This window comes from Ureibacillus thermophilus (assembly GCF_004331915.1).
GTDB lineage: Bacteria > Bacillota > Bacilli > Bacillales_A > Planococcaceae > Ureibacillus > Ureibacillus thermophilus.
The window spans coordinates 2,521,743-2,540,302 of sequence record NZ_CP036528.1 but is presented as its reverse complement, the minus strand read 5'-3'; the positions used below and the strand labels follow the sequence as shown (position 1 = coordinate 2,540,302).

The window sequence follows — 18,560 nt, the reverse complement described above, 5'->3', positions numbered from 1 at the left end:
TATCATGTTATATTGACAAGTAGATGTAACTTTTTTCTGAATCGATAGGGGCTGATACGAATGAGCGAGAAAGAAATTTTGAGAAAACCCGAATGGTTAAAGATAAAATTTAATACGAATGAAGAATATAGAGATTTAAAAAAATTGATGCGGGAGAAAAACTTGCATACCGTTTGCGAAGAAGCCCGATGCCCGAATATACATGAATGCTGGGGCCAAAGAAGAACGGCAACGATGATGATTTTGGGCTCTGTTTGTACGCGTGCCTGCCGATTCTGTGCGGTGAAGACGGGGCTTCCTACAGAACTGGATTTGGAAGAGCCGGAACGTGTGGCAGATTCAGTGAAAATCATGAATTTAAAACACGTGGTCATCACAATGGTTGCGCGGGATGACTTAAAAGATGGCGGAGCGGGCATCATGGCTGAAACAATCCGTGCAATCCGCCGCAAATCTCCGCAAACATCCATAGAAGTGCTTCCCTCCGATTTAGGTGGAGTGGAGGAAAATTTACGGATTCTTATGGATGCAAGACCGGATATTTTAAACCATAATATTGAAACAGTAAGGAGACTTACGCCACGGGTTCGCGCCCGCGCCACTTATGACCGTTCGTTGGAATTTTTGCGCAGAGCGAAAGAAATGCAGCCGGATATCCCTACAAAATCTTCTTTAATGATTGGCCTTGGCGAAACATGGGAAGAAATTTTGGAAGTAATGGACGATTTGCGGGCCAACAATGTGGATATTATGACAATCGGCCAATATTTGCAGCCAACAAAAAAACATTTGCCTGTAAAGAAATATTATTCTCCTTTAGAGTTTGGAAAATTGCGCAAAATTGCCATGGAGAAAGGCTTCAAGCATTGTGAAGCAGGTCCTTTAGTTCGAAGCAGCTACCATGCAGATGAGCAAGTGAACGAAGCAACAAAAGCTCGACAACTCCAAGCTGAAATGTAATGTTGGAGGTGTTTCAATGATCGTAGTGGATGGGATTATGTATGAATTAGTTGAGAATTACCGCGATGGCTTTCAAGGGGAAGCCTTCGTAAACCGATATACGGATGTCCTTGCAAAATACGATTATATCGTCGGAGATTGGGGATATGGCCAATTAAGATTAAAGGGATTTTTCGATGACCGCAATCAAAAATCTACTTATGATAATAAAATCAGCACTGTTCAAGACTATTTATTTGAATATTGCAATTTTGGCTGTGCTTACTTTATTTTAAAGAAAATTGGCCGCATGCCGCAGGAAAGATATGTATCAGCTCCGAATGGACATTCTAGCGATAAAGGATAAAAATAGGCCATCTCCCATGCAGGAGATGGCTTCATTTTACGATAATAATTCCGTTAAATATTCTCTTAAATCTGCCGCTTCTTCTTCTGTTTTGTTAAAAACATATTCTAAATAGCCGGGCTCTTCCAAATCGTCGGGCCCGATGATGGCAAAGCGGCTAGATTGCATATCCAAAACGAGCACTTTTCCATAAAATTTGTTGGATTGAACAATGGCTAAATCATAGCGCAAACTTTTGCCAGTAAAGCTGACAAATCGTGTTTTTGTATCTTCTACTTCATCATATAAGAAAAAACGTTCCATTGTTTTTTGTTCTCCTTCCCATACTACATCATATGGTACTATAGAAGCGAGGCAACAATCAACTTTAGAATTGGGGGCATTAGTCATGTATTTCGTAGACCGAAATAAAATTACAAACACATTAAAATATTTAGATGAAATGATAGCCATTTTTGAACAAAAAGAAGATTGGTTAAAAGACGATATAACAAAACTCGCATTGGAACGCATCGCCCATAATGCCATTGAATCAGTCATTGATGTCGGCAACTTGATGATTGACGGATTCATTATGAGAGACCCAGGCAGCTATGATGACATTATTGATATTTTAATCGATGAGAAAGTAATCGCCGGCGAAAAAGAAAAGCCTTTTAAAGAATTGATCAGCTTGCGCAAAAATATCGTTCGTGAATTTATCCAAGTGGATATTGAAAAAGTATATGACGTGTTAAAAAATACTGTGCCATTCTTAAAAACATTTTCCGCAGAAGTCACACAGTATTTGGAAAATGAATTAGGGCCAGTGTCTGCATTTTTGCCGGAGGATCATGAATGAAACAGTATCGAGCATTTTGTTTTGATTTAGATGGCACCGTCTATCGGGGCAAGGAGGCCATTCCAACAGCGGTTAAGTTTATCCATCAATTGCAAGAAAAGAAATTAGACGTTTTTTTCGTGACGAATAATTCATCGAAAACCCCTTCCCAAATAAGAGAGACGCTAAAACAGTTTGGGATTGACGCCAGTGAAAAACAAATTTATTCCAGCGCTTTAGTCACTGCCAAATATGTAAAAGAACGTTTTGGACAAGCGAAAGTTTACGTCATTGGACAAGACGGCATCCGCCGTGCCTTCCAAGAGCAAAATATTGGGATGGTGGAAGAAAAGCCGGATGTAGTTGTGATGGGCATTGACCGGATGATTACCTATGAAAAATTGACGAAGGCTTGTCTTGCAGTTCAAAATGGAGCCGCATTAATTGGAACGAATGAGGATATCCGATTCCCAACGGAAGAAGGGTTCCATCCAGGAAACGGTTCATTTGTAAAGCTTGTAAGCCAAGTGTGCAATGTGGAGCCGATTTTTATGGGAAAACCGTCGCCGGTGATGCTGGAGATGATTCAGCAAGAATACGGGTATGGAAAAGAAGAGATGCTTATGATTGGCGATAATTACGATACGGATATTTTATGCGGCATCCGCTTTGGATGTGATACCGTCCACGTTAATACAGGAGTTGTGAAAGCAGAGGCAGTAAAGGAAAAAGAACTTCAGCCGACTTATTATGTAGAAGATTTAAGCGAGTTTCATATTTAACAAAATAAGGGCTGTCCTTTCGCAGCCCTTATTTATTAAAAAAGAGGATTTTCCTCTATATATGCATAGATTTTTTTCGTTAATTCTTCAGGTGTATCAGCCTCAACAACCTCCCCGTTTACGAGTGCATACAACTTCTCGGAACATAGCGTGCAAAAGTTCAAACATCCATATTCCAGTACATCAATATTTGGGTCATTTTCTAGAATGTCATAAGTTTCTTGCGCTCCCATGGCTAAGTTGGAAATGCAAAATTCAACTAGCGGATTCACTCCAATTCACCTCACTCAAAAGAAATCCTACTCTGAATTTTCTTATTCGTCAATAAAATCTGATTTTGTGAATTTATTCACAAAAAATATTGTGAAAGTCCTCACAATATTATATACTTATGATTGTGTAGAAATTGTGAACTTTTTGGATAAACTAAATTAGGGGAGTTTACTATGAAGAGACTTGTATTACTTGGCGGCGGTTATGGGAATATGCGTATGTTGTTGCGTTTATTGCCTAATCAATTCCCAGAGGATACTATTATAACATTAGTGGATCGAAACCCGTTCCATAGCTTGAAAACGGAATTTTATGCATTGGCAGCAGGAACAACAACAGATAAAAAAGTACGGGTGAATTTCCCGGAGCATGAACGTTTGGAAAAAGTGTATGGTGAGGTTACAAAAATCGATCGAAAAGAGAAAAAGATTTATTTTAATGATGGCCGTGAGATTTCATATGATGATTTAGTGATTGGACTTGGATGCGAGGATGATTATCACGGTGTTCCTGGTGCAGAAGAACACACATTAAGCATCCAAACGATTGCAAACTCTCGCAAAACTTTTGAAACATTGTGTGGGCTTCCTCCAGGTTCAACGGTAGCCATTGTAGGCGCCGGCTTAAGTGGCATTGAAATTGCAAGCGAATTAAGGGAAAGCCGCGCTGATTTACAAATTAAATTATTTGACCGTTCCAAACGCATTTTGCGCGCCTTCCCTGAAAAGCTCAGCAAATATGTAAAAGAATGGTTTGAAAGCAATAATGTTGAAATCATTTCAGAATCCAATATTACAAAAGTAGAACCTGGGAAGCTTTATAACCATGATGAAGTAATCGAAGTGGATGCAATTGTTTGGACAGCTGGTGTGCGCCCTGTAAAAATTGTCCGGGAAATGGATGCGGAAAAAGACAAAAAAGGCCGTCCGCTTGTCAATCAATATTTCCAATTAGTAGATGATGAGCATGTCTTTGTCATTGGAGACTGTGCATCATCAGATTTGCCTGCCAGTGCACAGCTTGCAGAAGAACAAGCAGACCGGGTGGCGCAAGTGTTGAAACTTCGCTGGAAAGGACAACCTCTGCCTGAAAAAATGCCGGAAATTAAATTAAAAGGCTTTATGGGCTCACTTGGCAAAAAACAAGGATTTGTCTATATTGCTGATAAAACGGTAACCGGCCGAATTGCCCGCCTTATGAAATCAGGCTTGCTTTGGATGTATAAACGACAAAATGAAAATTAATTGCAAAAATTCGCAAGTATCATGGCGGTACTTGCGAATTTTTATCGTGCGCCCGGCATGTACATGAACTATAGGGTGTAAGTCCCGAACCCCGAAGACAGAAGTAGAGGTTAGCCAAGAGCAAGGGTGTCCGTGGTGACGCAAAACTTGCGTCAATTATCTTAATTGAACCGCCGTATACGGAACCGTACGTACGGTGGTGTGAGAGGACGGGAGTTAATCGCTCCCTCCTACTCGATTTTTAGCCAGGTTATTCGGCAGGAACAAACCCTAATTTTTCTAATGCTTTAAAAACGGGCTGGATTTGGATGAATCCTTCCCCGACGACTTCATCATTAATGAGGACAAGGGGATAAAAAAATTCATCGTTCTGAATCCGCTCAGCGTATTCTTGGTCTCGAGGATCCGTTAGCGGCTGATCGATATCAATGTAGCGGATGTGAAAGGGCTGATTTGGGAATTTGCGGCGAATCGCAGCGTCCAGCCATTCATAGGTATCTTTAGAAGAAGGGGCGTTGACGCAGCTGGCGCAAATTTGATCAGCACCATAAACTTCTATTATGGGCATTTCTTTATTCATTTTATAACCCCTTTCCCAGCGATTTATAATGGATTTTTTCTCTTGTTCACATTATAATGATTTTAATGAAAGGAGTCGAGGAATATGACAAATGCCGAACAATTTGAACAAGTAAAAGAAGTTTTAGATAAATTGCGTCCGTTCTTACTTCGCGATGGAGGAGACTGCGAATTGATCGATGTGGAAGACGGCGTAGTAAAATTGCGTTTATTGGGCGCTTGCGGTTCATGCCCAAGCTCCACGATTACGCTTAAAGCAGGCATCGAGCGCGCATTGTTGGAAGAAGTGCCTGGCATTGTCGAAGTAGAGCAAGTATTTTGATTTAACAAGGCATGTTTGATTGAAAACGGTGTACTCTAAATGAGAATGGTGAGTACACCGTTTTGACTTATGACAGACCCAGTTCATATTTATTAACTCCATTCTGCTCAATTTCCGATGACTTCATACAATTTAGGGTAATCTTAAGTTTACCATTTGAATACACTTAGTGATTCATATGAACAAGTATACGAAAAGTATTGTTTAAATATATTAATACCGTGACGGATGTTGAAAGAGCAGTTTCGTTGTCAAAAATAGGTTTTCACTGCTATTATATTGTTTAAGGAAGGTGATACGGTTGACTACAGAAAAGAGAGTCATTGAGCTGACAGAAGCTGCCGCTTATCGCATAAAGGAAATGGCAAAACATAACGAAGAGGAAGGCTCCTGCTTGCGTGTGGCTGTTCACGGCGGTGGATGCAGCGGACTTACGTACGGCATGAATTTTGATCAGAATATCAATGAAGACGATTATACCGATGAGCAGCATGGCATTAAAATTCTGGTTTCCAAAGAAGATGCGCCGATTTTGATGGGAACAAAAATCGATTATAAACAATCCATGATGGGCGGCGGCTTCACGATCGACAATCCGAACGCCATTGCATCTTGCGGCTGTGGTTCATCGTTTAGAACGGCGAAAATACAAGGAAATCCGGAATCTTGCTAATTAAAAAATAAAAGCACGGGGTTATAAATACCAATAAAAAATAAGCATATACACAATCCTGAAAAAGTTTAAACACAACCCTAAAAACAGCATTTATGGATTGTAGATAACAGACCTGCCTTGATTGGTGATGTAAAAAAATACTAATCAAGGGAGGTCTTTTTGTATGTCCTTAAAAAAGCGTAAAAAACGAGTCACTAAAATATCAGAGGAAAAAAATTATCCTTCCCTTACTTTTGATGACGCATTAAATATTGTTATATCGGCTAAAATGGCCGAGGGGATACGAGATAGGACATTGAGGGATTACAAAAAAGATTGGAGTTATTTTATCAAATGGCTCAATAAAAACTATCCTGATTTAAAAACAGTTGATGAATTAACGCCGCAAATTTTTAGGGATTATATCAACTACTGTAAATATGACGCTGTCAAATATGAAGGACATAAGTATATACCAACACAAGATGAGGTAGGATTATCTGATACAACAATCAATATCCGTTTACGTGTGTATAAAGCGATATTTAATCATTTAGAGCGTGAGGATTTGATTCCTCATAACCCATTAACCAATGTCAAATTATTAAAACAGGATATAGACCTCACGAACTGTTTTACCGATGACGAAATCAAAGACCTGTTTAAACAACCATGTTTGACTGATTATGTAGGATTTAGGGATTATGTAGCTATGACAGTTTTATTAGATTGTATTTGATTCTCCATATGTTCAAAAACTTTTAAAAAATGTAAAATAGTGATGAGTAAGGACTGAGGGGGAGTATGTGTGAAGAATGAGCGTGGTAAAGTCTGGTTGGGAGCAGGGGCCGTTGTGGTCAACTCAGATGGAAAATGGCTTGTGGTAAAAAAGAAATATAGCGGCTTAAAAGGGGTATGGTCCATTCCCGCCGGATTTGTACAATATGGGGAAACGGCGGATGAAGCGGCTCTCCGGGAAGTAAGGGAGGAAACTGGAATTCACTGTATCGTCACTGGAATGGTCGGTTTCAGAACCGGGGTCATCCGGGGAGAAGTAAGCGATAATATGGCCATTTTTGCTTGCAGACCAATCAATGAAAATCAGCCGATACGGATTCAGGAGAAGGAATTGTACGATGCGAAATGGCTTTCGGTAAATGAATTATTAACTTGCGGAGAAGCTTCCGTCATGCTGCAGGAGATGGCCAGCGATTCATTGATCCGCCACCAGCTCTCTAAAAACGACGGGATTAATCCGGGAGACTGGTTCCAATACACGTCCTACCGCGTGTTTTTTAACAAATAAATATATTTTTTTTGTTTCAGACATACATTAAAAATAATAATTTTATAGAAAAGGAAAGGGGGATTTTCCGCTTCTGGACTGAGATTTCAGAAAATTGCAATAACGGAAGTGGCCGTTGATTCTTGTTTGAAGCAATCTTCTAAATTATGAAAAAAGTGGATGGGGGAAATGTATGAACGGACTTTCGATTGTAATCGGGGCCATTTGTATACTTGTCATCGGCTATCGGTTCTACGGCTATTTTTTCACGAAAAAAGTATTGCTGATTAACGACAAAAGACCGACGCCCGCACACGAACTGAATGACGGAAAAGACTATGTGCCGACAAATAAATGGGTCGCTTTCGGCCATCATTTTGCCGCGATTGCAGCGGCTGGCCCTTTGGTTGGTCCTGTACTTGCGGCCCAATTCGGCTATTTGCCGGGGCTGCTTTGGCTCTTGATTGGCGCGGTGATCGGGGGAGCGGTGCATGATGCCGTAGTATTGTTTGCATCCATGCGCCGAAAAGGGAAATCGCTTTCAGAAGTGATGAAGGAAGAACTCGGTCCGGTGGCCGCATTTTGTACGGGACTTGCCATGTTATTCATTATTACCATTACAATGGCCGGGCTTTCGATGGTTGTTCTCGGAGCTCTGGAAAGAAACCCGTGGGGTACATTTGCGGTTGCCATTACGATTCCGATTGCCATGCTTGTCGGAGTCGCATATAAGAAAACAGGAAATTTACTCGTGACGTCCGCCGTTGGATTTATTTTGCTGTTGATTGGTGTCTTTGCAGGTCCTTATATCCAGGATACGGTGTTGGGACAATGGCTGACGCTGGACCGCCAAACGCTTGCGCTGATCTTGCCGATTTATGCATTCTTCGCGGCGGCATTGCCTGTATGGTTTCTGCTTGCTCCAAGAGATTATTTATCCAGCTTTATGAAAATCGGTGTATTTATTGCACTGATTGTCGGCGTATTTTTTGTTAACCCTGTAATTCAATTTCCTGCGGTGACGGAATTTGTACATGGCGGAGGACCAATCATTGCCGGTCCTGTATGGCCGTTTGTTTCCATTACCATCGCTTGCGGCGCCATTTCTGGTTTCCATGCATTTATCGGTTCCGGTACGACGCCAAAGATGCTGGATAAATGGGAAGATATTCGCGTCGTAGGATTTGGCGCCATGCTTGTGGAAAGTTTGGTGGGGGTCATGGCGCTTATTGCGGCGACTTCCCTGCATCCGGCCGATTATTTTGCCATCAATGCAGCCCCGGCAGTGTTTGCCACATTGGGCATGGAAGTGGTCAATTTGCCTCAATTATCACAAGCAATCGGCATTGACCTGGAAGGAAGAACGGGTGGTGCCGTATCCCTGGCAGTTGGGATGACGCAAATCTTCACGGGTGTTCCGTGGTTTAGTCAAATGAGCAGTTATTTCTATCAATTTGTCATCATGTTTGAGGCGGTATTCATCTTGACTGCCATTGATGCCGGGACTCGTGTAGCACGCTACTTGATCCAGGATTTCTTGGGAGATGTGATTAAGCCGTTAAAACGGACAGATTGGATGCCGGGTACAATTATTGCCAGCGCCCTTGCATGTTTTATGTGGGGATATTTACTGTACACCGGAGAAATTGGTCCAATATGGGCGCTCTTCGGGGTATCTAATCAGCTGATGGCTTCCATTGGTTTGGTCATTGGTGCAACAGTCATTTTAAAAATTGCAGCAAAACGCATTTATGTGTTGACGTGCATCATCCCATTAGTATATCTGTATATTACCGTAAATGTTGCCGGTATATGGATGATCAAAAATGTGTACTGGAATCCGGCAGCTTCCGGTTATTCCGTATTGAACGGCGTATTGTCGATCATCATGTTGATATTGGGTCTCGTTATTGTCGTTACAGCCTTAAAATCATGGGTAAAATTATGGAACAGCCCGAGATTTGTGAAGGGAAAAGCGGTAAGAGGGGCGGCATAATAAACAAAGGGGGCGTCTGAAAAGTCATATCAAGACGCCCCCTTGCGGCTGTAGCTAGAGTTTTTGCCGCAGATAAATTGCGGCGAGGAGGCGCGTTTTGTGACCACCGCAGGGAAAGTTTTTAAGAGAATATTCCTATAAGAAGTAAGGCTGTTCAGAAAGTCGACTCTTTCTGGACAGCCCCTTTTCACATGGTTGCTTCCATTTTTCCATTTGAAAGGACAACCCAATTAGGTTAAACTAATGAAAGGAAAATGGAGGTATACATATATGGGTGGCTCAGTATCGATCGTACAATTAGTCATTTCAATCGTTTTATTTTTTGTCATGTTTTTTGGAATCGGTTTCTTATTAAATATGCTGCTTCGCATGACATGGTTAATGACCGTTATTTATCCAATCGTTGTGATTTTTATCATTGATGAAGTGAGTTTCTTTGATTATATTTTCAAACCTAGTTATGCATGGCCTGCATTATGGGATAAAATCTTATCTCTTCAAATTGTGGATATCGCCATTTTATCTGGCGGATTTGCTGGAACGATTGTCGCCGGCATTGTCATGATTATTTTAAGGAAAAATGGATATCGAATGTTTTAAAAAAAATCCATCCAAAAGCATTGTTACTTTTGGATGGGTTTTTTATTGGATGAACGTATAAAAAATAACGGAAATTAAGATGCCGGTAAGAGCGCCTGATAAGACTTCATTCGGTTTATGCCCTAATAAAGTTTTCAATTCTTCATGTTTTTCATATTCATTTTTTTCCGTCCAATGCTTGATGTCACGAAAGAATGCAGATAATTCTTGGCGGATTTTATTGAGTATGGCTGCATGTTGGCCTGCTTGATAGCGGACGCCGCTCGCATCATACATGACGATGATCGCAAACATTGCAGCTACCGCAAAAATAGGGGAATCAAAACCTGTCTCAAATCCAACGGCTGTGGCAAGGCTTGTCACAGCGGCAGAATGAGAGCTTGGCATGCCTCCGGTGGAAGTGAGCAGAGACCAATTGATTTGCTTTTCCAATAAAAAGTGGATGGGCACTTTAATGAACTGGGCAAATAGTATGGAGAATAGTGCTAAAATCAATGGGACATTTTGAAAGATTGCCAACTGTACAACCCCTTTCTTTCCTTTTTTTCCAACAGTATAGCATATCCCGTTATGTGAAAAATAGTTCTTATCAATTTTTTGGAATAAAAAGGGAATCAATAGGAAATATAGATTTTCCCTTTTTTTCTCAATAATTGAGGTATACTTATGATGATGGTTTTGCAAAGGGTTTTAACTAGGAGGTCTGAATATGATTATTCATAAAGAGAAAAAAACATTTGAACAAATTTCAACGGAATTATTAATTGTCGGCATTCAAAAAAACTGCGACCACATCAAAGGATGGAAAAATTTCGTTGGCTTTTATGGAGAGCAGGTTGAAAAATGGATTCGCACCGGCGATATTGATACGGAACGGCAAAAATTGACGAGAATTCCGTATATGGGAACAAACGAACATTTACAAAGGGTATTGTTTGTCGGATTAGGCGATCCAAAAACGTTGACGCGAAATGAATTGCGGGATGTTTTTGGACTTGTTGGAAAAAAACTGCGGGAAATGAGAGCAAGTAAATTTACCATTTGGTTGGAATCTTTTACGGCAGCTCCTATCAGTGAAAAGGATATTGCTTTTTTATTTGCAGAAGGAAGCGGCATGGGATTTTATCAAGTGCCTCATTATAAAACAACTTGCAATGTTCCGGATGTTTATTTGGAAGAAGTGCATTTTGTGATGGAAGAAGATATGGAGGACATTGCCGAGAGCTACAAATTAGGTTCCATCTATGCAGAAGCGGTGAATGAAGCAAGAACGTTGGTGAATTTACCTCCGAATATTTTAAGAGCGGTCGATTTGGCGGATTATGCAGTGAATTTAGCCAACCAATATGGCTTTGAAGTGGAAATTTTGAATAAAGCCCAACTGGAAGAATTAGGAATGGGCGGCGTTTTAGCGGTCAACCGAGGCTCTATCAACGAACCAAGAATGATTACGTTGAAATATAAAGGAATGGATGAATGGAAAGACGTCATCGGTTTAGTCGGAAAAGGGGTTACATACGATACTGGCGGTTACTCCATTAAATCTAAAACCGGCATGGTTGGCATGAAAGGCGATATGGGCGGTGCTGCGGCTGTTCTTGGCGCCATGAAAATCATTGGCGAAACGAAACCGAAAAAGAATGTGGTGGCGGTAATTGGTGCAACCGATAACATGATTTCAGGAGATTCCTTTAAGCCAGATGATGTGATTACTATGTATAGCGGAAAAACGGTGGAAATTAAAAATGCTGATGCGGAAGGCCGGCTTGTATTGGCGGATGCAGTGACATATGCCAAACAACATGGGGCAAATTATTTAATTGATGTGGCTACGTTGACTGGCGGGGTGATTACCGCATTAGGCTACGATAAAACAGGTGCATTAACGAACCACGAAGGATTTTTCGACCGGTTTATGGAAGCGAGCATCAAAACGGGAGAATTTGTTTGGGGCATGCCTTTAACAGAAAGGGATAAAAAGCGCATCCGAGAGTCGCAATTGGCAGATTTAAACAATTCTCCAGGAAGCGATGGCCATATGATTTTTGCTGGCGGATTCGTTGGAGAATTTGTTGAAAATACTCCTTGGATTCATTTGGATATCGCCGGCACTTCCGATGCATCAAAACCGCATGATTTAGGTCCAAAGGGCGGCACAGGTGTAATGGTTAGAACCCTTGCGACCTTTATTAACGATTTTACATTTAAAATCGATTAGGCCATTCTCATAGGAGTTCCTCCTTTTCTTACATATGTTACTAAAGAAAAGGAGGTTTACTATGATGAGACATCATTACCATCATCACCGTCCAGGCCCTCCTCATCGGGATGGATTTTTCAACTTTGGTTATCCGTTTATTGGCGGATTTTTAGGGGGATTATTAGGGAATGTGATTTATCCTCAAAGCTATTATCCACCAAGATATCCTTATTATCCGCCATATCCATACTATCCGGTATATCCATATAATCCTTATCGAAACTATTAAGGGGTGCGCAATTTGCACTCCTTTTTTCTATCTTGATAGATGAAGAAATTTTGCTATGATAGGTTAGGAAAATAGAAAAAATGAGGCAAGTGATATGAAGAATCCATATTTATATAGTTATTTACCATTATTTTCAATTCTTCTTTTCAGCTTATCATTCGGCATTTTTACAGTCGGAAAATTAATTGAACTGTTCCGCTCTATAGGCTTGTATGCCGGGATGCTGGAATTCTTTTCTGATATGGAAATCCGAATGCTACTGTTGTTCATTATATTTCTTTGTTTCTTTATGTTGTTTTCCGCATTGAAATTAGTAGGGGAAACGGTTCACGAAATTGCGATGCTATTGTTTTCCAATGATTCAGAAGGACAAGCTGTGAAAGGGGCTCGATTGGGATATGTGATTTTCTTTTTTGGGGGCCTCGTCAGCACTTTGGCAGTTCAGTCTTTTCTTTTATTGATGATTATTTTTGCTTTGTCGCTCTTTTGTTCCTTTGTTTATACAGTTTATAAGATGAGCCAATATACTTCTTTAGCAGGCATGGTCGGGCTCATTGTGTTTGAAATACTTTTTTGGGCAATGTTTCTCGCAGCGGTCTTTTTTGCATGCTTAAAACTTTATAATGGAATTTTGGCGAGCTTGCCTTTTGCTAACTAGATGTTTTAGCAAAAGGCAGCTCTTTTTAATTTGGAGAATGGAGTTGAAAAAGAAAGTTAATCATTTATAATCCGGTTAAAAATGTTGAAATGAATTTTTGCTCTTTCAAGAGACTGCATGGATTTCGGCTGATCGTAGCCAATCCAGACGCTTGCGGTATATTCGTTTGACAATCCGGCGAGCCAAAAATCTTTATAGTCGTTTGTTGTTCCTGTTTTGGCGCCGATATAGGATGAATTAGCGTAAAGGCCTCTTCCAGTTCCGCTTCTTACAACTTCGCTTAATAAAGAACGCATGTATTGGACTGTTTGTTCAGACCATATTTGTTTCCGTTCTGTCGGCCATTCATACAATACATTTCCCTCAAGGTCTGTCACTTTGCGGATGGCATGGGCTCTTATATAGCTTCCGTCAATGAAGCTTGTATACGCATCTGCCATTTCTACAACAGTAACCCCATAGGTGAGCCCACCTAGTGCAGCTGAATCGTTTTGATCCGCTTCCACAATGGATTCAAAATGGAATTGATTTAAATATTCGAAAGCTGTGTCAACCCCGACTTGGGTGAATAGCCTCAAAGCAGCAGTGTTTAAACTATATTTGAATGCTGTTTTGATTGAAACGTTGCCATACACAGCCCCTCCATAGTTTTGCGGACAGAAATTGCCGATGCAAAACTTTCCGCCGTTAACGGTAGATGCCGGAGTATAGTTAGTCGTTTCAAAAAGGGGTGCATACACAATCAGCGGTTTAAAGGAGGAGCCTGGCTGTCTATACGCTTGATAAGCCCGGTGAAAATCATATTTCTTATAGTTTTTCCCCCCGTAGATGCTGACAATTTCCCGAGCGCTATTGTCAATGACGACAGCGCTTGCCTGCAAGTTGGGAATCGTTAACAGCGAATCGATTGAATTCTCGATCTGATTCTGTTTTTCAGAATCTAAAGCTGTGTGAATGATGATGCCGGAATGAAGCAATTCTTTCACTTTTTCATTTAATTCTTTTTGAACTAGTTTTTTGGCTTCCGGCGTTGCTTGTTCCATCTTTTCAGTATAGCCTTCATTTTCTGCAATGAGCTGTTTTAGTTCATGCAAGACGTAAGTGCTGTAATCAGGAAATTTTTGTGTTTTTTGTTTAATATTCAACTTGATTGGTTCATTTTTATATGTATTGGCTTCCTCGGCTGTTATGATTTGTTCATTGGCAAGTAAATCTAGCAAACGTTCTTGGCGCGCTTTCGTATTCTCGAAATTTTTCAAAGGGTCGTATAGGGATGGATTATTTGGAATGGCTGCAATAAATGCCATTTGTGCTACGGATAATTCCTGCAGAGGTTTATTAAAATAATATGTAGCTGCCCCTCCAATTCCGTACACCTGATTGGCAAAATACATTTCATTTAAATACATTTCTAAAATTTCATCTTTCTCATAAAGTTTTTCCAGTTCATGGGCATAAAAAATTTCCATCAGCTTTCGTTCATAGGTTTTCTCTTCAGATAAATAAAGTATCCGAACAAGCTGCTGGGTAATGGTGCTGCCGCCTTGTTGAATGGAATTTACTGCGGCATTGGCCACAACTGCTCTCATGATGGCGCTCATATCAAAACCAATATGCTGATAAAAATCCCGGTCTTCGCTCAAAATAAAAATTTGCTTCACGATTTCAGGAATCTCATCGAGGGAGAGGGGTTCCCTCCATTCCACATAGTCTTCATCGAAAAGATTTCCGTTTCGATCAAACATTTTTACAGGAAGCTGTGACTTTATTTCTGGAAGCTGAATTTCTTCTTCCAATTGTTGTTGATGGGCTTGTGCTTGTGCCGCTTCTTCCCAAATTTTTTCAGCCAGTAGATATATCAGAGGGAAAAAACAAATAATCATCACATAGCCTATGAATTGTTTCACATTTATTCCTCCTCGGCTATCTACAAGAAAGAATACCATAATTTTTGCTGGATGTTCTATTTTTCAATGGATTTTCTTATAGGAATAAAGGGAAATTAGCAGAAAAAAGAATTGTTTTGTGGTAAACTGAAACGAGAATAAGTCGAAATTGAGTCATTGCTTTGATTTTATTTATAAAGGAGAAGAAAGAAATGTACCCACAATTAACGAAGGAATTAAACCCTGGAGAAATTTTAGTTGAAATGAAAACAACAATGGGTTCAATTAAAATCAAATTGTTCCCGGAACAAGCGCCTAAAACTGTGGAAAACTTTTTGGGCCATGCCAAGTCAGGTTATTATGAAGGGATTATTTTCCATCGCGTGATTAAAGACTTTATGATTCAAGGCGGCGATCCAACTGGAACAGGAATGGGAGGGGAGTCCATTTGGGGCCACCCGTTTGAAGATGAATTCCATCCAGAGTTGTTCAATTTGCGCGGAGCCCTTTCTATGGCTAATGCGGGACCTAATACAAACGGCTCTCAATTTTTCATCGTTCAAATGCCATATGTGCCAGAAGAAATGGTTGCGCAAATGGAGCAGGCAGGTTTTCCGAAAGAAATTATTGAAGAATATGCACGCATTGGCGGCACGCCTTGGTTGGATTATAAGCATACGGTATTTGGCCATGTGGTAGAAGGCATGGATATTGTAGACAAAATTGCGAATGTGGAAACAGATTTTCGCGACAAACCAGTGGAAGACGTAAAAATTTTATCAATTACAGTGCTTGAATAATATCATGGAAAGAAGTGATAAAGGTGAATCACCTTTTGCTTTATGGCTATTTTTTATATTTCCCGGAGGATAAATCCGCTTATATCCCTGCAATTGTGGAAATGATTTTTCTAGTTCTCTTGTGTTTGGCGGTCTTTTTTGCCGTAAAAAGACTTTCAAAAAGACAAGAGATGAAAACGAAAGAGTTGGAAGAGCGGATTTTAATGGAAAGGGAAAAAGAGAAGGAAAAACATACAGAACTGAAGTAATTTGAAAGGCTGTCCGGAATTGTTTTTCCGGACAGCCTTTTAAAATTGCGCTATATTCAGGAAATATTCCAATGGTATGCAACAACAAGAAAATCTCCTTAATTTTCCAAACTCTTTTTTTGGTGGTATTTTATTAATGAAAAATTTAAAAATATTACATAGGAAATAGTTACAGCAACGGTTATTAAGATGAACCCTTTCCACCCCAGATGATGATAGACGGGAGCGACAAGAGTGCTTCCGGATGCAACCCCGATGTGAAAATGATGTTTTTAATACTAAACACATTATTAAGATAAAGCTTTTTTGAATCGTTCAACGCCATCTTTGACGGTTTCAAATGGACAGGCCAAGTTGATGCGGAGGAAGCCGCGTCCTGCTTCGCTATATTTTGTTCCAGGCTCCAGTGCTAGTTTTCCTTTATTTAAGAGACGGTCCATCATTTCTTCTTCAGAAAGCCCTGTTCCCCGATAGTCAACCCAAACGAGGTAAGAAGCTTGCGGTCGGATAACCCGGATGCCATCCAATTGATTCAATTCTTGTTCTAAGTATTGAATGTTTTTGGCAACGTATTGAATCATTTCATCAAGCCATTCGTCGCCTTTTTCATACACCGCTTGAACTCCCGCAGCGGCAAGGGCATTCCAATCGTCTAAACCATGGGCTGCTTTGTTTCGAAGCAACGCATTGCGCAATTTTACGTTTTCCGCCACAATCATGGCTGCATGAAGACCTGCCAAGTTGAATGTTTTTGTTGGGGCGATGCAGGCAATGATTTTTGCTTTGTCAGCGCCTTCTACTGTCATTGTTGGGATATGCTTGTATTCGTCAAAGACAATATCGGCATGGATTTCATCGGAAATGAGCAGCACATCGTATTGAACGCACAATTGAACAAGTTTTTCCAGTGTATCTTTTGACCAAACGACTCCTCCTGGATTATGAGGGCTGCATAGCACATACGCTTTTACTCCTGATTTAAAGGCTTCTTCTAATTTTTCAAAGTCATATTCGTAAATATGCTCTTCGCTTTCCACTAAATCGCATTCCACGACTTCCAGTTTCAGCCCTTTTGGAATAGTGAAGAACGGAGGATATACAGGTGTCGAGATACATACTTTATCTCCAGGTTCAGTAAAAGTTTCAAGGATAGTTGCAATTGCTGGAACAACCCCGCTGTGGAAAATCAAAGCTTCTTTATTGATATGCCAATTATGGCGGCGTTTAAACCATTTCTGAATAGCTTCTTTGCACGCATCGCTTATGTAGGAGTATCCAAAAATTGGATGATTTAAACGTTCTTTAATGGCGTCAATTGCCACTTGAGGAACGGCAAAGTCCATATCTGCCACCCACATTGGCAGCACATTGTCGATATCTTCCACAGCGTATTTTGCGCGATAGCGTTCTTTAAATTTGTCCCATTTTAAACTGTTCGTATTTCGTCTTTCGTATATTTCATCAAAAGAAATTGTCACAATTATCACTCTTTTCTATTTAATTTTTTATCTTTAAATATAATGATTATATGATATCATAAGAAGGAAAATATAGAATAATGTAAGGTGAAATCGTGGAGAACGGATTAATGAACAAAAAAGCAAAAATTGCTTTAATGCAATGGGATCCTTTTCAACTGGGAGAAGAAGCTTATGAACTTGAATCCAATGATGTCGTTTTAGCATTACAGAAAATCGATGACCCGACGGAACTAGCTCGGGTGATTCAAAAAGTGTACGAGCAATCCTTTCAAATTTGGATTCCTTTTGAAAACTGTGTTGAAATGGCATATCGATTGATTGCTATTAAATTTGAAGCTAAAAGTATTATATAAAAAAGTGTCTTTTGTTGTAAGAGACACTTTTATTTTTTTGCTATTTTTTTGGATTATCGAGTAGATGAAGGACGTTAAGCAGGTATGCAAGTTATTTATTCAGGTTGGAAGTTTTTTTCAAATTATGGCGATTCTTTGTTGTGGCTATATTGATTATGTTATAATTTAACATGAGATATATATGCAGTGAAAGAAAGTAGGAACAAACATGATAAAACAATATAAAGTAGGTGACGTTGTAACAGGAAAGGTGACCGGGATTCAACCATACGGAGCTTTTGTGGCATTGGATGAAGAAACGCAAGGGCTTGTACACATTTCTGAAATTACCTATGGTTACGTTCGGAATATTGAAGATTATTTTAAAATAGGGGACGAAGTTCAGGTAAAGATCCTTGATATAGATGAACGTAACGAAAAAATCAGTTTATCGACCCGTGCGCTGCAAGACCCACCGCAAAAGAAACTAGAAAAGAATCCAAAGATATCTTTGCAGGAACGCGTAAATGAACATGATGCAAACGGTTTTCAAACTTTGAAAGAAAAACTTCAAGATTGGATTGAAAGAGGCTAGAAACATACTAACATTAGTAGTACAGACCTAGGCCAAGGTTTGTGCTACTATTTTTTTATAGTAGAAGTGAAGGAAGGTCGAACAGCTCCTGGGACCACCTCCTTCTCCGCCATTATGTATAATGGCCCCTTGGTCAAGTGGTTAAGACACCGCCCTTTCACGGCGGTAACACGGGTTCGAATCCCGTAGGGGTCATAAAAAAATTAAAA

Annotated in this window: 24 protein-coding genes and 1 tRNA gene; 19 read left to right on the top strand and 6 right to left on the bottom strand. The window is 40.1% G+C overall.

The features are described from left to right. Positions 1–60 precede the first annotated feature (60 nt). Together lipA and DKZ56_RS12685 are read left to right on the top strand one after the other, a co-directional pair. Positions 61–960 carry a lipoyl synthase gene (gene lipA / locus DKZ56_RS12690; RefSeq protein ID WP_208650312.1) on the top strand — a complete coding sequence of 300 codons (900 nt, stop codon included), beginning with the start codon at positions 61–63 and terminating at the stop codon, positions 958–960. A 16-nt stretch (positions 961–976) separates the two neighbouring features. Continuing rightward, complete coding sequence (locus tag DKZ56_RS12685; RefSeq protein ID WP_208650311.1) at positions 977–1,306, top strand: YutD family protein; 330 nt, start codon at positions 977–979, stop codon at positions 1,304–1,306. A gap of 36 nt (positions 1,307–1,342) precedes the next feature. Here the strand turns inward: DKZ56_RS12685 and DKZ56_RS12680 are convergent, their stop codons facing one another. Continuing rightward, the gene (locus DKZ56_RS12680; protein WP_208650310.1) at positions 1,343–1,609 is read right to left on the bottom strand and encodes a DUF3055 domain-containing protein; all 267 of its coding nucleotides are present in this window, start codon (positions 1,607–1,609) and stop codon (positions 1,343–1,345) included. Positions 1,610–1,694: 85 nt separating this feature from the next. Here DKZ56_RS12680 and DKZ56_RS12675 point away from each other — a divergent pair, with 85 nt between their 5' ends. Continuing rightward, positions 1,695–2,147, top strand: coding sequence for a DUF86 domain-containing protein (locus DKZ56_RS12675; protein ID WP_208650309.1), 453 nt, complete (start codon positions 1,695–1,697; stop codon positions 2,145–2,147). Then, positions 2,144–2,908 carry a TIGR01457 family HAD-type hydrolase gene (locus tag DKZ56_RS12670; protein WP_208650308.1) on the top strand — a complete coding sequence of 255 codons (765 nt, stop codon included), beginning with the start codon at positions 2,144–2,146 and terminating at the stop codon, positions 2,906–2,908. Before DKZ56_RS12675 ends, DKZ56_RS12670 begins: the two co-directional genes overlap by 4 nt. A gap of 35 nt (positions 2,909–2,943) precedes the next feature. Here the strand turns inward: DKZ56_RS12670 and DKZ56_RS12665 are convergent, their stop codons facing one another. Then, positions 2,944–3,180: a YuzB family protein gene (locus tag DKZ56_RS12665; RefSeq protein WP_208650307.1), complete on the bottom strand. Its 237-nt coding sequence runs from the start codon at positions 3,178–3,180 to the stop codon at positions 2,944–2,946. Between the two features lie 174 nt (positions 3,181–3,354). Between DKZ56_RS12665 and DKZ56_RS12660 the strand changes: the two genes are divergently transcribed. Further along, positions 3,355–4,425 carry an NAD(P)/FAD-dependent oxidoreductase gene (locus tag DKZ56_RS12660; RefSeq protein ID WP_208650306.1) on the top strand — a complete coding sequence of 357 codons (1,071 nt, stop codon included), beginning with the start codon at positions 3,355–3,357 and terminating at the stop codon, positions 4,423–4,425. A 250-nt stretch (positions 4,426–4,675) separates the two neighbouring features. On the opposite strand, the gene DKZ56_RS12655 is transcribed toward DKZ56_RS12660, so the two are convergent. Then, entirely contained in the window at positions 4,676–5,005 is a 330-nt protein-coding gene (locus DKZ56_RS12655) for a YuzD family protein (protein WP_208650305.1), read from the bottom strand. An 84-nt stretch (positions 5,006–5,089) separates the two neighbouring features. On the opposite strand from DKZ56_RS12655, the gene DKZ56_RS12650 reads away from it, so the two are divergent. From DKZ56_RS12650 to DKZ56_RS12625, 6 genes are all read left to right on the top strand, one after another. Continuing rightward, positions 5,090–5,326, top strand: coding sequence for a NifU family protein (locus tag DKZ56_RS12650; RefSeq protein WP_141602719.1), 237 nt, complete (start codon positions 5,090–5,092; stop codon positions 5,324–5,326). 301 nt (positions 5,327–5,627) lie between these two features. Further along, the gene (locus DKZ56_RS12645) at positions 5,628–5,999 is read left to right on the top strand and encodes a HesB/IscA family protein (RefSeq protein ID WP_208650304.1); all 372 of its coding nucleotides are present in this window, start codon (positions 5,628–5,630) and stop codon (positions 5,997–5,999) included. Between the two features lie 166 nt (positions 6,000–6,165). Then, positions 6,166–6,720, top strand: a complete 555-nt coding sequence (locus DKZ56_RS12640; protein ID WP_208650303.1) for a tyrosine-type recombinase/integrase — start codon at positions 6,166–6,168, stop codon at positions 6,718–6,720. A 69-nt stretch (positions 6,721–6,789) separates the two neighbouring features. After that, complete coding sequence (locus DKZ56_RS12635) at positions 6,790–7,287, top strand: NUDIX domain-containing protein (RefSeq protein ID WP_208650302.1); 498 nt, start codon at positions 6,790–6,792, stop codon at positions 7,285–7,287. A gap of 172 nt (positions 7,288–7,459) precedes the next feature. Further along, positions 7,460–9,262 (top strand): carbon starvation CstA family protein, encoded by a 1,803-nt coding sequence (locus tag DKZ56_RS12630; RefSeq protein WP_208650301.1) that lies wholly within the window; start codon positions 7,460–7,462, stop codon positions 9,260–9,262. 270 nt (positions 9,263–9,532) lie between these two features. After that, entirely contained in the window at positions 9,533–9,862 is a 330-nt protein-coding gene (locus tag DKZ56_RS12625; protein WP_208650300.1) for a YuiB family protein, read from the top strand. Positions 9,863–9,904: 42 nt separating this feature from the next. On the opposite strand, the gene DKZ56_RS12620 is transcribed toward DKZ56_RS12625, so the two are convergent. Then, positions 9,905–10,381 carry a divergent PAP2 family protein gene (locus DKZ56_RS12620; protein WP_208650299.1) on the bottom strand — a complete coding sequence of 159 codons (477 nt, stop codon included), beginning with the start codon at positions 10,379–10,381 and terminating at the stop codon, positions 9,905–9,907. Between the two features lie 190 nt (positions 10,382–10,571). On the opposite strand from DKZ56_RS12620, the gene DKZ56_RS12615 reads away from it, so the two are divergent. From DKZ56_RS12615 to DKZ56_RS12605, 3 genes are all read left to right on the top strand, one after another. Further along, the gene (locus DKZ56_RS12615; protein ID WP_208650298.1) at positions 10,572–12,080 is read left to right on the top strand and encodes a leucyl aminopeptidase; all 1,509 of its coding nucleotides are present in this window, start codon (positions 10,572–10,574) and stop codon (positions 12,078–12,080) included. A gap of 64 nt (positions 12,081–12,144) precedes the next feature. After that, complete coding sequence (locus DKZ56_RS12610; RefSeq protein WP_208652256.1) at positions 12,145–12,351, top strand: hypothetical protein; 207 nt, start codon at positions 12,145–12,147, stop codon at positions 12,349–12,351. Positions 12,352–12,445: 94 nt separating this feature from the next. Beyond that, positions 12,446–13,009 carry a DUF5366 family protein gene (locus DKZ56_RS12605; RefSeq protein WP_208650297.1) on the top strand — a complete coding sequence of 188 codons (564 nt, stop codon included), beginning with the start codon at positions 12,446–12,448 and terminating at the stop codon, positions 13,007–13,009. Between the two features lie 56 nt (positions 13,010–13,065). On the opposite strand, the gene DKZ56_RS12600 is transcribed toward DKZ56_RS12605, so the two are convergent. After that, positions 13,066–14,916: a transglycosylase domain-containing protein gene (locus tag DKZ56_RS12600; protein ID WP_208650296.1), complete on the bottom strand. Its 1,851-nt coding sequence runs from the start codon at positions 14,914–14,916 to the stop codon at positions 13,066–13,068. Positions 14,917–15,107: 191 nt separating this feature from the next. On the opposite strand from DKZ56_RS12600, the gene DKZ56_RS12595 reads away from it, so the two are divergent. Both DKZ56_RS12595 and DKZ56_RS12590 read left to right on the top strand, forming a co-directional pair. After that, positions 15,108–15,695 (top strand): peptidylprolyl isomerase, encoded by a 588-nt coding sequence (locus DKZ56_RS12595; protein WP_208650295.1) that lies wholly within the window; start codon positions 15,108–15,110, stop codon positions 15,693–15,695. Between the two features lie 23 nt (positions 15,696–15,718). Then, entirely contained in the window at positions 15,719–15,943 is a 225-nt protein-coding gene (locus tag DKZ56_RS12590; RefSeq protein WP_208650294.1) for a hypothetical protein, read from the top strand. Between the two features lie 290 nt (positions 15,944–16,233). Here the strand turns inward: DKZ56_RS12590 and DKZ56_RS12585 are convergent, their stop codons facing one another. Beyond that, on the bottom strand, positions 16,234–17,421 hold the full coding sequence (locus tag DKZ56_RS12585) for a MalY/PatB family protein (protein WP_208650293.1): 1,188 nt from the start codon (positions 17,419–17,421) through the stop codon (positions 16,234–16,236). Positions 17,422–17,531: 110 nt separating this feature from the next. Here DKZ56_RS12585 and DKZ56_RS12580 point away from each other — a divergent pair, with 110 nt between their 5' ends. The 3 genes from DKZ56_RS12580 (at position 17,532) to DKZ56_RS12570 (ending at position 18,546) form a co-directional block, all read left to right on the top strand. Further along, on the top strand, positions 17,532–17,777 hold the full coding sequence (locus DKZ56_RS12580; protein WP_245989460.1) for a DUF1871 family protein: 246 nt from the start codon (positions 17,532–17,534) through the stop codon (positions 17,775–17,777). A 208-nt stretch (positions 17,778–17,985) separates the two neighbouring features. Then, positions 17,986–18,351 (top strand): S1 domain-containing post-transcriptional regulator GSP13, encoded by a 366-nt coding sequence (gene yugI / locus DKZ56_RS12575; protein WP_208650291.1) that lies wholly within the window; start codon positions 17,986–17,988, stop codon positions 18,349–18,351. A 123-nt stretch (positions 18,352–18,474) separates the two neighbouring features. Next, positions 18,475–18,546: transfer RNA gene (locus DKZ56_RS12570), tRNA-Glu, on the top strand. Positions 18,547–18,560 lie beyond the last annotated feature (14 nt).

Excerpts from the sequence above, each read along its gene's own strand:
- lipA (WP_208650312.1), top strand. The coding sequence starts at position 61 with ATGAGCGAGAAAGAAATTTTGAGAAAACCCGAATGGTTAAAGATAAAA.
- DKZ56_RS12685 (WP_208650311.1), top strand. The coding sequence starts at position 977 with ATGATCGTAGTGGATGGGATTATGTATGAATTAGTTGAGAATTACCGC.
- DKZ56_RS12680 (WP_208650310.1), bottom strand. The coding sequence starts at position 1,609 with ATGGAACGTTTTTTCTTATATGATGAAGTAGAAGATACAAAAACACGA.
- DKZ56_RS12675 (WP_208650309.1), top strand. The coding sequence starts at position 1,695 with ATGTATTTCGTAGACCGAAATAAAATTACAAACACATTAAAATATTTA.
- DKZ56_RS12670 (WP_208650308.1), top strand. The coding sequence starts at position 2,144 with ATGAAACAGTATCGAGCATTTTGTTTTGATTTAGATGGCACCGTCTAT.
- DKZ56_RS12660 (WP_208650306.1), top strand. The coding sequence starts at position 3,355 with ATGAAGAGACTTGTATTACTTGGCGGCGGTTATGGGAATATGCGTATG.
- DKZ56_RS12655 (WP_208650305.1), bottom strand. The coding sequence starts at position 5,005 with ATGAATAAAGAAATGCCCATAATAGAAGTTTATGGTGCTGATCAAATT.
- DKZ56_RS12650 (WP_141602719.1), top strand. The coding sequence starts at position 5,090 with ATGACAAATGCCGAACAATTTGAACAAGTAAAAGAAGTTTTAGATAAA.
- DKZ56_RS12640 (WP_208650303.1), top strand. The coding sequence starts at position 6,166 with ATGTCCTTAAAAAAGCGTAAAAAACGAGTCACTAAAATATCAGAGGAA.
- DKZ56_RS12630 (WP_208650301.1), top strand. The coding sequence starts at position 7,460 with ATGAACGGACTTTCGATTGTAATCGGGGCCATTTGTATACTTGTCATC.
- DKZ56_RS12625 (WP_208650300.1), top strand. The coding sequence starts at position 9,533 with ATGGGTGGCTCAGTATCGATCGTACAATTAGTCATTTCAATCGTTTTA.
- DKZ56_RS12615 (WP_208650298.1), top strand. The coding sequence starts at position 10,572 with ATGATTATTCATAAAGAGAAAAAAACATTTGAACAAATTTCAACGGAA.
- DKZ56_RS12610 (WP_208652256.1), top strand. The coding sequence starts at position 12,145 with ATGAGACATCATTACCATCATCACCGTCCAGGCCCTCCTCATCGGGAT.
- DKZ56_RS12605 (WP_208650297.1), top strand. The coding sequence starts at position 12,446 with ATGAAGAATCCATATTTATATAGTTATTTACCATTATTTTCAATTCTT.
- DKZ56_RS12595 (WP_208650295.1), top strand. The coding sequence starts at position 15,108 with ATGTACCCACAATTAACGAAGGAATTAAACCCTGGAGAAATTTTAGTT.
- DKZ56_RS12580 (WP_245989460.1), top strand. The coding sequence starts at position 17,532 with ATGAACAAAAAAGCAAAAATTGCTTTAATGCAATGGGATCCTTTTCAA.
- yugI (WP_208650291.1), top strand. The coding sequence starts at position 17,986 with ATGATAAAACAATATAAAGTAGGTGACGTTGTAACAGGAAAGGTGACC.